Here is an 11968-nt window from a genome sequence, read left to right as displayed (position 1 = left end):
GCCGGAGAGCACACGCTCTCCGGCCCGACCTTTTTGCTGCATTCTTGCTGCTGTCTTGCTGCGGCACTCTGCTGTGTGGCCCGGGCCTTCTTGCGATCAGGAGCCGAAGAATCCCAGGTCGACCGAGCCGACGAAGCCGGGAGCTTCCTTGGCCAGCGGCTTGCCGTCCAGATCGGCAGGCAATGCAATGCCCAGGCTCTGGAGGATTGTCGGGGTGATGTCGGCGATCGTGTACGAGTCTGTGTTCTGACCGGCCGCGTATCCCGAGCCGCGTGCTATGACGAATGTCGTTGCTTCCGCGGGTGTCTGACCGCCGTGCCCACCGGCGGGCTTGTGCCCGTGATCCGCAGTGACCAGTACAGTCCACTTCTCGCCGGTCTTTGCTGCGCGCTGATCGACGGCATCGACAATCTTGCCCACCTGAGCATCGACCGAGGCGATGGACTCTTCGTACGCAGCGCCGTTGGTGCCGCCGCTATGTCCCGCGCCGTCCACCTGATCGAGTTGGGTGAAGATCAGGTCAGGTCCCTTGTCTGTGATGTCGCGGGCGACGGCGTCTGCCGTCGCAGCGTCGGTGGCCGCTCCGGAACCTGCATCGGCCGTGGTGACGACAACGTCGGCTTTCGGTGTCCCACTGGAGGCGATGTTGTCGATGCCGCCCCAGGTGGAGATCGATTCGGTGAGGAGGGAGGGCTTTGCTGTTTCCAGCCGGGTGAAGACGCTCGGGTAGAGGTCGAAGCGGGCGCCCGCGTACGTGTTGTCCTTGACTCCGTGCTTGGTATCCCAGACTCCGGTCAGGATGGTCGACCACGACGGTCCGGAGATGGTGGTGTGGCCGAGGATGGAAGATTCTCCGCTGGTTCCTTCGGCGATCAGCTTCTGGAGGCGGGGAGCGTCGGCGGTCTTGATGTGGCTGAGCATAGTGCCGTCGAGGCCGATGACAACTGTCTTCTCGGCGGCCGACGGATTGAGGTCGGACGATCCGGGAATTGCTGCAGCAGTTGCAGTTCCGGCAGCAACAGCGCCGGCGAGGAGGAGTGTGATAGCGGCTGAGGTGCGTGCGATTTTCTTGGTCACGCTAAGCATCTTGCGATAGGACTAGACCAATTGCACTACCTGGATGTGAGGGTTGTCCTGTTGTTCACGGCAGATTCAGATTGGACTAGACCAATGTTTCCTCAGGCGGCCCAACCGTCGAGGATGACGCTGACCGCGTGATCGAGGTGAAGGGGCTCGCCGTCCCATCTTGGGATGATCGCGTCGTCGGGTATGTCTCCGCGCAGTAGGCCATCAGCGAATCCCTCGGTCGGTGGTGCTGGGTCGATGACGTCACCATTGGCGTAAAGGAACTCGAACTTCTGCTCGCCGAGAGCAGTGATCGTGAACTGGCCGTCATGCAGCGCGCGGTGGCAGGTGCCGCACAGCATGATCAGATTGTCCAAGTCCGTATTTCCGCCGCGTCCCCAGAATTTCACGTGATGTGCGTGTAAGAAGCGAGTCCGCCCGCAACCCGGTGTGCGGCAAGATCCGTCGCGGTAATTCAATGCCAGCATTTGTTTGGCGCTGACGACGCGGGTCCTTCGGCCCAGATTCAAAACGCATCCCTCCTTTGTCGTTCCCAGGCGAAGTTTCGCGTTGCAGAGCACTTCCTCGGCGGCACTTTGGGGGAGCGCGGGTCCACTCGGTACACGGACGGTGTTCGCTTCGTGGAAGAACACAACTTCGTTCGCGGCGGCCTTGGACGTGCGGTCTGTGACTGCGGCGGTGGCGAGCTCTGCCATCGCGACGAGTCCTGGTCCGATATTTCCGGCCGGGTTCTTTGCAGCCTTCTCGTCGACAGGGCGGATGGCAGCGGTTCGGGTGCGTTCACGTTCCGCCACCGCCAATGCTGCGAGGATTCGGGCGCCGTCCTGTGCGGGCAGGCGTCCTTTGATGACAAACTCGCCCGTATCAGAGTCCCAATGCCAGCGGACCTGAAGATGTTCGGGCGCTTTGCTTTTGCCGGATTCATTGTCGGTTGCTTTACGCAGACCTGCGGCGAGACGATCGATCTGGGCTGCGGGCGCCTCGCATCCGAACCGAACCATCTGCTTTTCGTTTGACGGCGTGGTGACCCGGGTGAGTGCGCGAACCTTCGAGTAGGACAGCCGGCCTTGCTCGAAGGCCTTCCGCATCTCGGGCAAAGGTCGGAGCGCTTTGGCGACGCGAACATATTCCCTGCCGGTGTGCAGGCTCATTCCACATTTCCACGACAGCCAGTGGGCGCATGAATGCAGTCCGGGGCCGGACCAGCCGCGGTCTTCGTCGAACTTCGACAGGAGGGTGAGGAATCGAGCCGTGGCCGCGGCGATCTGGCCGGCGAGAGCGCAGATTTCGGAGCCGAGTTGCTCTACGTCGCTTCGGGTGGAACCCTGCGTTTCTTCATTGATCAGTGCTGCGGTATCGGTCAGTTCTGCGTTCATCGTTGCCCCCCGGCGCGTGTCCGACATTGTTTCGAATGTACGTTCGATAATAGATGCCAGTACCGACACACATCCGTGGATGAGGACGGAAAGCGTCCCCGCGGGGACGTCTAACCGCTGCCGATCGAGTACTCGGCGTAGGTACCGACATCCTCGAAGCCAGCGTTTCGATAGAGCTGTGCGCCGTCGCTGGACGCCTGAAGTACAGCGGTTCGGGCACCTCGCTCGCGGGCGATGTCGAGTGCGGCAAGGGTGACCGCCGAGCCGAATCCGCGTCGGCGCGCCGTTTCGAGTGTGACGACCCCATACAGTCCGGCGACGTCGGCGGCAAAATGGACCTCGGCTCCGGCGACAGGCTGGGAGTTCGCGTATCCCACGACAAACGAACTCCGCGAGCGCTCATCGAGGATGTCATCGGCGGTGTCTTCGAAGAAACGTATTACTGCGGTTGAGGGCGGCGACCAATTGGCGGCCATCACGGCGGCGTAGTCGGCGAGCTGCGAACGAGTCGTCACTCGCTGAACGCACAGTTCTGAGACAGGCGTTGGGCGTGGGACGACGTTCAAGTCTGCCGTCATCGCTCTTTCTTCCTCGGAGCGCACGCAGCCGAGGGCTGACAAGCGAGCGCCGAGGTCAGAGGGCTTGTCGCGCGGACCTGTCCACCAGGAGAACGGACGACCGGTTGCTCGAAGCCACGCGAGTACGTCGAGTAGTCGTCGGTCTTCTTCCGGGCCTTCAGCAGCAGGTACAGCGAAGCGCGCACCAGCGATGATGTTGAAAGTGTCGTCGGTGAGGCCGCTGTCTGCGACGACAACATCTGCAGAGACCGTGACCGATCCCGTCGGCAAGTGTTCATGCAGGTGGCAGGCATGGGATACCAAGTTGGCGTCCATGGCGTCGAGGACATCGCCGACGAGTGCTTCACGATTCACAAAAGAAATTCTACGAACCCCATCCAAATGGTTTTCGGCTCCGAATGCCGTGTATGACGCCCAACCGACGGCAACAGCAGGACGGTGACCAGCACCTGGTGGTGCTAGTGCTGCCTGGAGGAAAGGTATCGAGCCATCGCCCGGCTCGCGCCTGGCATCTGTCCAACCTTCGGATGTGCCCGTTCACCGCTCAGCTTCGCCTCTCCGGTGTCAAGGCGGTGCAGGCTCGCTATCGAGTTCGAGGTTGGAACGGTGCCGAGCGCAGTCCGGTCGCCGACGCCCGCGCCGCACTCGACGCGATAACGAAACGTAATTCACAAGCTCAGGTGATCCTGCTGGGGCACTCGATGGGCGGACGGGTCGCCGCCGAACTATGTGGCGATCCGGCGGTGGTCGGTGTGGTCGCGCTGGCGCCGTGGTGGCCCGATGGAACGTCGGTGAATCTGCGTTCGGACACACCACTGTCAGTCCTTCACGGCACGGCTGACTCCTGGACCGATCCGGAGGTGTCGCGGCGAAAGTTCGACGAACTGCAGGCGTCGGGTAAGAGCGCTGAATGGATCGGCATCGACGGCGCAGGCCACTTCATGCTCCGTCGGGCGGCGACTTGGCATCGCCTCGTCGCGGATGCAATCGCAGGAATGAGTCGCGGGGTAGCCGCAACAAAGATGGGAGAACGACGATGAGTTCCGACAAGCGCAAGGTGGCCGTCGTCGGTAGTGGTGTCGCAGGTCTGACAGCGGCGTGGGTGCTCAGTAAGGACAGTGACGTCACCCTCTACGAAGCGGATTCACGGCTCGGCGGGCACGCGGACACCCATTCGGTCACCGACCCGGAAGGGCGAAGCCTCGCCATCGACACGGGGTTCATCGTCCACAACGATCGCACCTATCCGACATTGTTGCGATTGTTCGCAGAACTAGATGTGCCTACGCAGGAATCCGATATGAGCATGTCGGTCAGGTGTGGGGGGTGCGGGCTCGAGTACTCGGGAGGCCAAGGGTTGCGCGGCGTTCTCCCGACGCCGGGGCTGCTGGTGAACGGCAGTTTTCTGTCGATGTTGATGGAGGTCAAGCGCTTCCACCGCCGTGCCCGCGCATTGCTCGACAACACGGATCCGTCGGCACCTGACCAGACACTTGGGGTGTTTCTGCGCAGCGGCCGGTTCTCCGACTACTTCACCGCTCACTTCATGACTCCGCTCGTGTCGGCAGTCTGGTCGTGTGATCCCGGCTCGGCGCTGAAATATCCCGCGCGGTACCTGTTCTCGTTCCTCGATCACCACGGAATGCTGAGCGTCACTGGATCGCCGACCTGGCGAACAGTCACCGGTGGATCGGGCGAATACGTTCGTCTCGTCGCCAAAAGTATCGGGGATATCCGCCTCAACACGCCGGTTCGCGCCGTCCACCGGTTCGACGATCGCGTCGACATTCGTGACGGCGACGACCAGATCCAGACCTTCGACGCAGCCGTGGTCGCAACGCATCCGCAGCAAGCACTGAAGATTTTGGCGGATCCGACGCATGCCGAATCCCAGGTCCTCGGCGCAATGCCGTACTCCGTCAACCACACCCAACTTCACACGGACGAAAATGTGCTGCCCGGCAACACCAATGCGCGCGCGTCGTGGAACTACTACATCCCTGAATGCAACGCGAAGCCGGATCACGTTCTGGTCAGCTACGACATGACGAGGTTGCAGCGGCTGCCGGAGACCGGTCGGCGCTACCTGGTGACGTTGGGGGGAGACGAAATGGTGTCCCCGGACTCCGTGATCGATCAGATGACCTACGAGCATCCGCAGTACACACCCACCTCCGTCGCCGCTCAAGCGCGGCTTCCTGAGCTGGACTCGGACGTACTCGCGTTTGCCGGCGCATACCACGGATGGGGCTTCCACGAGGACGGTGCACTGTCTGGCCTGCGTGCCGCCGAACGCGTCGGAGGTCGGTGGCCGTGACTACTCCCATCACGCCGTCCATCGTTCATACGAGCATCCGACACGTACGAACGGAGCCGTTGCACAACGAGTTCGAGTACCGAAGCTACAGTTGGCTCGTCGACGTCGACGATTTGCCCGAGCTCCCGAAGGCTTTGCGGCCCTTGGCGAAGTTCGACGCCGGGGATCACCTCGGCGACCCCACTCGATCGATTCGTGCCAACGTCGAGACTTTTCTGACAACCAACGGACTGGAGTTCGCCGGCGGTCGCATCCTCATGCTTACGAACGCGCGTGTGTTCGGCCATGTGTTCAACCCGCTGAGTGTGTTCTGGTGTCTGAACGACGACGGCAGTCAGCGGTGCGTCGTTGCCGAGGTTCACAACACCTACAGCGAACGGCACTGCTACCTGCTCGAAACCGACGAACGTGGCGGGGTTCGCACGCCCAAAGAGTTCTACGTATCTCCGTTCAACGATCTGGACGGCGAGTACCGGATGCGACTTCCGCTACCCGACACCGCGCTCGCGCTCTCGATAGTTCTGGCCCGTGACGGCAAGGCGCCCTTCGTGGCCACGGTGTCCGGTCGTTGTGTGCCGGCGACGACGCGCGAGATCGTGCGCAGTGCGCTCGCCATCCCGCTGGCTCCGCTCCGAGTCGCCGCGCAGATCCGATTTCAAGGAATCCGGCTGTGGGCCAGGCGCTTACCCATCGTTCCCCGACCGCAACATCACCCGCAGGAGGCAGTGCAATGACCACAACCACTCTCGGCACCGAACCTTCCGCTCACACGATCGAAACCGAGCGGTGGCCGGGCGTCGCCACCGTGCCGAGCGGGCTCAAAGTGCGGGTTGCATCACCGGTTGCCCGCGCCCTGTTCCACAAGGCGGTCGCACGTTTGCCGCTGCGTGTCCAGATGCCCAACGGTGAGTTCTCCGGTGGCGGTAGCCCCGATTCGCCGTTGATGGTCATTCACCGCCCAGACGACTTCGCTGCTCGTGTGGGTGACAGTGGTTTGATCGGATTCGGCGAGTCGTACATGGCGGGCGATTGGGAAGCGTCCGACCTCACTGCGGTCCTGGAAGTCTTCGCCTCCCGCGTGGCGACGCTCATTCCCGACTTCCTGCAGCGGCTACGAGGCCTCTACATTCCGAAGCAGCCTCGCAGTGAACGGAATTCGACGCAGAACACGCGCTCGAACATCTCCCGGCACTACGACCTCTCGAACGAGATGTTCGAACTGTTCCTCGACGACACCATGACGTATTCCAGTGCCCTCTTCGAGGATCTGTCGGTAGGAGCGACCCCGTCGTGGGACGTGTTCGCAGCGGCGCAGCATCGGAAGATCGATCGACTGCTGGATGGCGCAGGTGTCGGACCCGGTTCGCGAGTGCTCGAAATCGGCACAGGCTGGGGAGAATTGGCGATCCGAGCTGCCCAACGGGGAGCGACGGTGCGCTCGGTGACACTTTCGGTCGAACAGCAGGAATTGGCAGCGAAGCGGATAAGCGCTGCGGGACTGGCAGATCGCGTTCAGGTCGACCTTCTCGACTATCGGCAGGTACAGGGGGAGTACGACGCCGTTGTGTCGGTCGAGATGATCGAGGCCGTCGGCCACCAGTACTGGGGAAGCTACTTCCAGACGATCGACGCCCTGCTGGCGCCGGGTGGGCGCGCAGCGATCCAAGCCATCACGATGCCGCACGATCGAATGCTCGCGACCCGCAACACCTACACCTGGGTGCACAAGTACATCTTCCCCGGCGGATTTCTCCCGTCGGTGCGGGCGATCGAGGACGTCACCGAGCGCATGACAACCCTGCGGGTGCGTGAGCGGATGTCGATGGGCGATCACTACGCGCAGACGTTGCGACTGTGGGACGAGCGATTCAGCGCTCGCACCGACGAGGCGTCCGCGCTCGGGTTCGACGCAGTGTTCGCGCGCATGTGGCATTTCTATCTCTGCTACTCCGAGGCGGGGTTTCGGTCGGGGTATCTCGACGTCCAGCAAATTGTTCTCGATCGGAGGAACCAGCGATGACTGCCACAATGGATCGAACGACACAAGGTACCGGCGTTGCGGGTCGTCTCTCGGACATCCTCAGTCCACTTGTCGGCGGCGAACTTCCGGTGCGGTTGACTGCATGGGACGGCAGCACAGCAGGTCCGGAAGATGCTCCGAAGGTGACGCTTTACAGCCCGAACGTTTTGCGACGCTTGCTCTGGAATCCCGGCGAGTTGGGGGCTGCGCAGGCGTATGTTCTCGGTGAACTCGACGTCGAGGGCGATCTAGGCGACGCACTCACACACGTGTGGAAGGTGTCTGCCGAGCGGGGGCTCGGGTCGATTACCCCGACACCATCGCTCGTCTTGGCCGCGGTCAAGGCTGCGCGATCCTTCGGTGCTTTCGGGAGACCTTTGGCTCCGCCGGCGTCGCAGGCTCAGGTGAAGGGGCGCCTGCACAGCCTCGCCCGCGACCGCGAGGCGATCGGGCACCACTACGATTTGTCGAACGATTTCTACCAATTGATCCTCGATGAGAACATGGCGTACTCCTCGGGCTATTGGACTTCCGATGCACCGGACTACACGCTCGAAGACTCACAGACAGACAAGCTGGACCTGGTGTGCCGCAAGGTCGGTCTCGATCGAGCGCGAGGCTTGCGGTTTCTCGATGTCGGCTGTGGTTGGGGCTCGCTCAGCCTGCATGCAGCGCGGGAGTACGGCGCCAGGGTTGTCGGAATCACGATCTCGGCGGAGCAGAAGGCTTTTGTCGACGCGAAGGTCCGCGCGCTCGGTTTGGAAGACTGGGTCGAGATTCGCCTCCAAGATTATCGAGAGATTCCAGACGGTCCCTTCGATGCGGTCGCTTCCATCGAGATGGGTGAGCATGTCGGTGAGGACAACTATCCGACCTACGTGAAAGCGCTCCACGACAATGTTATTGCCGGTGGCCGTGTGCTGATTCAGCAGATGTCCCGCACTGGCCCGCACCCCGGGGGAGGTCCGTTCATCGAGTCGTTCATCGCGCCGGACATGTACATGCGGCCCGTCGGTCGCACTGTTGCGATGATCGAGGAAGGTGGACTCGAAGTGCGGGACGTCCACGCCCTGCGTGAGCACTACGTGCGGACCGTCGACGCGTGGATCGAGACCTTCGAATCGAACTGGGATCGCGTCGTGGAACTCGTAGGTGTCGAAGTCGCTCGGGTGTGGCGTCTCTACCTCGTCGGCGGAGGAATGGCATTTCGGGACGGCAGGATGGGCGTCGATCAGATTCTGTCGGTCCGGCCGCACGGTGATGGTCGATCGGGTATGGAACCGGTACGGCCGCAGTGGGTGTCGCGGCGATGAACGGATTCGACTGGGGCGCGTTCGGAGTGGTCACACTCACGAGTCTGCTGGCGATCGCCGTCGGAATGGCGGTGACAGCCACGATCGGTGTACGGATCGGGCGCCACAACGTTGTCGACGTGTCATGGGGCGCCGGCTTCGTTCTGATCGCGCTCGTGTCCGCGATAGTGGGAACCGGCGACCTCTGGCGCCGGTTGCTGATGCTTGCGCTCGTGGCGATCTGGGGTCTGCGGTTGGCGACGCACATGGCGATTCGATCGCGTGGCAAAGGTGAAGACCCGCGGTACGAAGAAATGCTCGGACGAGCGACGGGTAATCGAACGCTGTATGCGATCCGCAAGATCTATCTCACGCAGGGGATTTCGTTGTGGTTCGTCTCCCTGCCGATCCAGGTCGCAGCAGTGTCGAACGGCAGCTTCGGACTTCTTGTCGTACTCGGAATCGCGCTGTGGATTGTCGGCGTCACGTTCGAGACGGTCGGCGACCGACAGATGGAGGAGTTCAAATCCGATCCGGGCAGCCGTGGCCACATCATGGATCAAGGTTTGTGGGCATGGACGCGGCATCCCAACTATTTCGGCGACGCGTGTGTCTGGTGGGGGATCTTCCTCGTCTCGGCGTCCGTGTGGCCGGGGGTGTTGACCGTCCTCTCACCGATCGCCATGACCTACTTCCTGGTCTTCGCCACCGGAGCGCGGTTGCTCGAGCGACACATGGAACAGCGTCCGGGCTATCGCGAGTATCAGCAGCGGACAAGTTACTTCATTCCTCGCCCGCCGAAAGCCCGCTCCGGGACGTAGGCTCTTTCGGGTGAGGCCAGAGCATGGGTGATCTGAAACTGCCGGCTGCGGTATGCGCGGTTGCCGTCGGCGGAGGGTTGGGCGCGCTCAGCCGCTACGGTCTGGGGGAGCTCTTTCCCCACATCTGGACGACTCTGGTCATCAACGTCGTCGGCTCGTTCGTTCTCGGTGTTCTCGCGGCCCTGCTCGTGCACAACAAGGTTGGGTACCTCTTTCTCGGCACGGGCTTCTGCGGCGGCTTCACCACCTTCTCGTCCTTCGCGGTTCACGCCGTGACGGAGAGTCCGTGGCGATCGATTCTCTATGTTCTCGGGACGTTGATTCCCGCGATCCTCGCTGCAGCACTGGGCAAAGGGCTCGGTGAACGCTGGATCCGCGCGCGGGACGGAGCGTCGGCATGACAGTTCTCCTGGTGGCGCTCGGCGGCGGCGCTGGTGCGAGTGGCCGGTACCTGTTGGCGCGGTATGTGCCCGCGTACAAGGGATTTCCGGCTGCGACGTTCGCCGCGAACGTGATCGGCTGCTTCCTCCTTGGATTGTTCACCGGGGCAGCTCTTTCCACCGAGATGGCCGCACTTCTGGCGACCGGCTTCTGCGGCGGCTTGTCCACCTATTCGACCTTCGCGACCGAGAACGTCGGGATGATCGAGAGGCGCCAGACGGCGCTTTCTCTGATCTACATCGTCCTCAGTCTGATCGTGGGACTGTCCGCTGCGTGGTTGGGAATCCAGATCACGGATTGACGGATCCGGCGCCGAGCGTGCACGCCACGCGGCCAGGGTAGACAATTGTCCACAGTCGCGTCGACACAGTGGTCGACCACCGGGCCGAGGGGGATTCGTGGCGCACGAACGAGCAGGACAAGTGGCTCTGCCAGAGGATCTGATCAATGTTCCTCATCTGGTCACCGCGTATTACACGCGCACTCCGGATCCCGAGAACCCGATGCAGCAGGTACTTTTCGGCACTTCAGGACATCGCGGTTCCAGTCTCGACTCGGCGTTCAACGAAGCTCATATCCTGGCGACAACCCAGGCGATCGTCGAGTACCGCGCTTCGCAGGGAATCGACGGCCCGCTGTTCATCGGCCGGGACACACATGCGCTCTCGGAGCCTGCCTGGCTGTCGGCCTTGGAGGTCCTGGTCGCCAACGACGTCGTCGTCCTCGTCGATTCACGCGACGCCTACACTCCCACCCCGGCTGTCAGTCACGCGATCTTGCGATACAACTCGACGGGTCCGGAGGCCAAAGCCGACGGCATCGTCGTGACACCGTCACACAATCCGCCTCGTGACGGCGGCTTCAAATACAACCCGCCGCACGGCGGGCCCGCGGACACGGATGCGACGTCGGTTATCGCCGATCGAGCGAACGAGCTACTGCGCAAGGGGCTTTCCGGGGTACGGCGTGTGACGGCGGCACAAGCGCTGGACCGCGTCGAACGCTACGACTTCCTCCGCTACTACGTCGAAGACCTCCCCAGTGTCCTCAACCTCGACGCGATCCGCGATGCCGGAATCACGATCGGTGCAGACCCCCTCGGCGGGGCAAGCGTCGACTACTGGGGCGCGATTGCCGAAACTCACCGACTCGACCTCGAAGTGGTGAATCCTCTCGTCGATCCGACCTGGCGGTTCATGACGCTCGATACGGACGGCAAGATCCGCATGGACTGCTCGTCGCCCGACGCGATGGCGTCGCTGATCGGGATTCGGGATCGCTACGACATCGCGACCGGAAACGATGCGGACTCCGACCGCCACGGCATCGTCACTCCCGACGGCGGTTTGATGAACCCGAATCACTATCTGGCCGTTGCCATCGAGTACCTGTTCGCGAACCGGCCAGGTTGGGGCGCAGATACCAAGGTCGGCAAGACCCTCGTGAGTTCCTCGATGATCGACCGTGTCGTGAGCAGCCTGGGCCGCGATTTGCTCGAGGTTCCGGTCGGGTTCAAGTGGTTCGTTCCCGGATTGCTCGACGGGTCTGTGGGATTCGGCGGCGAGGAAAGCGCCGGCGCGTCCTTCCTCCGACACGACGGTTCCGTCTGGACGACGGACAAGGACGGCATCATCCTTGCGTTGCTCGCGTCGGAAATCACCGCGGTGACGGGAAAGTCTCCGTCAGCGCACTACGCCGCGTTGGCCGAAAAGTTCGGGAGCCCGGTGTACGCACGGATCGATGCGCCCGCGACACGCGCACAGAAGGCAGTCTTGGCAAAATTGTCTCCCGACCAGGTGAGTGCGACCGAGCTGGCGGGTGAACCGATCACCGCGACACTGACTGCCGCGCCCGGAAACGGCGCGGCGATCGGTGGTCTCAAGGTGGCGACGGAGAACGCGTGGTTTGCAGCGAGGCCGTCCGGCACGGAGGACGTGTACAAGATCTATGCCGAGTCGATGAAGGGCGCCGATCATCTGGCTCAGGTTCAGGCAGCGGCCAAGGACTTGGTGTCCGGCGTCTTGAAGGCGAACTAGC

Annotated in this window: 12 protein-coding genes; 9 read left to right on the top strand and 3 right to left on the bottom strand. The window is 62.6% G+C overall.

The annotated features are described in order from the left end of the window. Window positions 1-96: 96 nt before the first annotated feature. From ABIE52_RS10510 to ABIE52_RS10500, 3 genes are all read right to left on the bottom strand, one after another. Entirely contained in the window at window positions 97-1086 is a 990-nt protein-coding gene (locus ABIE52_RS10510) for an alkaline phosphatase family protein (RefSeq protein WP_202426910.1), read from the bottom strand. A 92-nt stretch (window positions 1087-1178) separates the two neighbouring features. Further along, complete coding sequence (locus ABIE52_RS10505; RefSeq protein WP_270007974.1) at window positions 1179-2489, bottom strand: HNH endonuclease signature motif containing protein; 1311 nt, start codon at window positions 2487-2489, stop codon at window positions 1179-1181. A gap of 83 nt (window positions 2490-2572) precedes the next feature. Then, window positions 2573-3394 (bottom strand): GNAT family N-acetyltransferase, encoded by an 822-nt coding sequence (locus ABIE52_RS10500; protein ID WP_192712534.1) that lies wholly within the window; start codon window positions 3392-3394, stop codon window positions 2573-2575. Between the two features lie 53 nt (window positions 3395-3447). Between ABIE52_RS10500 and ABIE52_RS10495 the strand changes: the two genes are divergently transcribed. The 9 genes from ABIE52_RS10495 (at window position 3448) to pgm (ending at window position 11967) form a co-directional block, all read left to right on the top strand. Beyond that, window positions 3448-4080, top strand: a complete 633-nt coding sequence (locus ABIE52_RS10495) for an alpha/beta fold hydrolase (protein ID WP_192712533.1) — start codon at window positions 3448-3450, stop codon at window positions 4078-4080. Further along, window positions 4077-5357: an NAD(P)/FAD-dependent oxidoreductase gene (locus tag ABIE52_RS10490; protein WP_192712532.1), complete on the top strand. Its 1281-nt coding sequence runs from the start codon at window positions 4077-4079 to the stop codon at window positions 5355-5357. Before ABIE52_RS10495 ends, ABIE52_RS10490 begins: the two co-directional genes overlap by 4 nt. Then, window positions 5348-6091, top strand: a complete 744-nt coding sequence (locus ABIE52_RS10485; RefSeq protein ID WP_192712531.1) for a DUF1365 domain-containing protein — start codon at window positions 5348-5350, stop codon at window positions 6089-6091. Before ABIE52_RS10490 ends, ABIE52_RS10485 begins: the two co-directional genes overlap by 10 nt. Then, window positions 6088-7377 carry an SAM-dependent methyltransferase gene (locus ABIE52_RS10480; RefSeq protein WP_007731299.1) on the top strand — a complete coding sequence of 430 codons (1290 nt, stop codon included), beginning with the start codon at window positions 6088-6090 and terminating at the stop codon, window positions 7375-7377. Before ABIE52_RS10485 ends, ABIE52_RS10480 begins: the two co-directional genes overlap by 4 nt. Beyond that, window positions 7374-8690, top strand: a complete 1317-nt coding sequence (locus ABIE52_RS10475; protein ID WP_051649691.1) for an SAM-dependent methyltransferase — start codon at window positions 7374-7376, stop codon at window positions 8688-8690. The genes ABIE52_RS10480 and ABIE52_RS10475 overlap by 4 nt, the downstream gene beginning before the upstream one ends. Continuing rightward, window positions 8687-9490, top strand: a complete 804-nt coding sequence (locus tag ABIE52_RS10470) for a DUF1295 domain-containing protein (protein WP_037130102.1) — start codon at window positions 8687-8689, stop codon at window positions 9488-9490. The genes ABIE52_RS10475 and ABIE52_RS10470 overlap by 4 nt, the downstream gene beginning before the upstream one ends. 23 nt (window positions 9491-9513) lie before the next feature. Next, complete coding sequence (locus ABIE52_RS10465; RefSeq protein ID WP_007731302.1) at window positions 9514-9891, top strand: fluoride efflux transporter FluC; 378 nt, start codon at window positions 9514-9516, stop codon at window positions 9889-9891. Further along, window positions 9888-10232 carry a fluoride efflux transporter CrcB gene (crcB, locus tag ABIE52_RS10460; RefSeq protein ID WP_003942344.1) on the top strand — a complete coding sequence of 115 codons (345 nt, stop codon included), beginning with the start codon at window positions 9888-9890 and terminating at the stop codon, window positions 10230-10232. Before ABIE52_RS10465 ends, crcB begins: the two co-directional genes overlap by 4 nt. Before the next feature lie 97 nt (window positions 10233-10329). Further along, entirely contained in the window at window positions 10330-11967 is a 1638-nt protein-coding gene (gene pgm, locus ABIE52_RS10455; protein ID WP_070162194.1) for a phosphoglucomutase (alpha-D-glucose-1,6-bisphosphate-dependent), read from the top strand. Window position 11968 lies beyond the last annotated feature (1 nt).

Origin of the sequence: Rhodococcus sp. OAS809, from assembly GCF_040546695.1 — a bacterium.
Lineage (GTDB): Bacteria > Actinomycetota > Actinomycetes > Mycobacteriales > Mycobacteriaceae > Rhodococcus_F > Rhodococcus_F qingshengii.
This window is presented reverse-complemented; position numbering and strand designations above follow the sequence as displayed.

Excerpts from the sequence above, each read along its gene's own strand:
- ABIE52_RS10510 (WP_202426910.1), bottom strand. The coding sequence starts at position 1,086 with ATGCTTAGCGTGACCAAGAAAATCGCACGCACCTCAGCCGCTATCACA.
- ABIE52_RS10505 (WP_270007974.1), bottom strand. The coding sequence starts at position 2,489 with ATGTCGGACACGCGCCGGGGGGCAACGATGAACGCAGAACTGACCGAT.
- ABIE52_RS10495 (WP_192712533.1), top strand. The coding sequence starts at position 3,448 with ATGACGCCCAACCGACGGCAACAGCAGGACGGTGACCAGCACCTGGTG.
- ABIE52_RS10490 (WP_192712532.1), top strand. The coding sequence starts at position 4,077 with ATGAGTTCCGACAAGCGCAAGGTGGCCGTCGTCGGTAGTGGTGTCGCA.
- ABIE52_RS10480 (WP_007731299.1), top strand. The coding sequence starts at position 6,088 with ATGACCACAACCACTCTCGGCACCGAACCTTCCGCTCACACGATCGAA.
- ABIE52_RS10475 (WP_051649691.1), top strand. The coding sequence starts at position 7,374 with ATGACTGCCACAATGGATCGAACGACACAAGGTACCGGCGTTGCGGGT.
- ABIE52_RS10470 (WP_037130102.1), top strand. The coding sequence starts at position 8,687 with ATGAACGGATTCGACTGGGGCGCGTTCGGAGTGGTCACACTCACGAGT.
- ABIE52_RS10465 (WP_007731302.1), top strand. The coding sequence starts at position 9,514 with ATGGGTGATCTGAAACTGCCGGCTGCGGTATGCGCGGTTGCCGTCGGC.
- crcB (WP_003942344.1), top strand. The coding sequence starts at position 9,888 with ATGACAGTTCTCCTGGTGGCGCTCGGCGGCGGCGCTGGTGCGAGTGGC.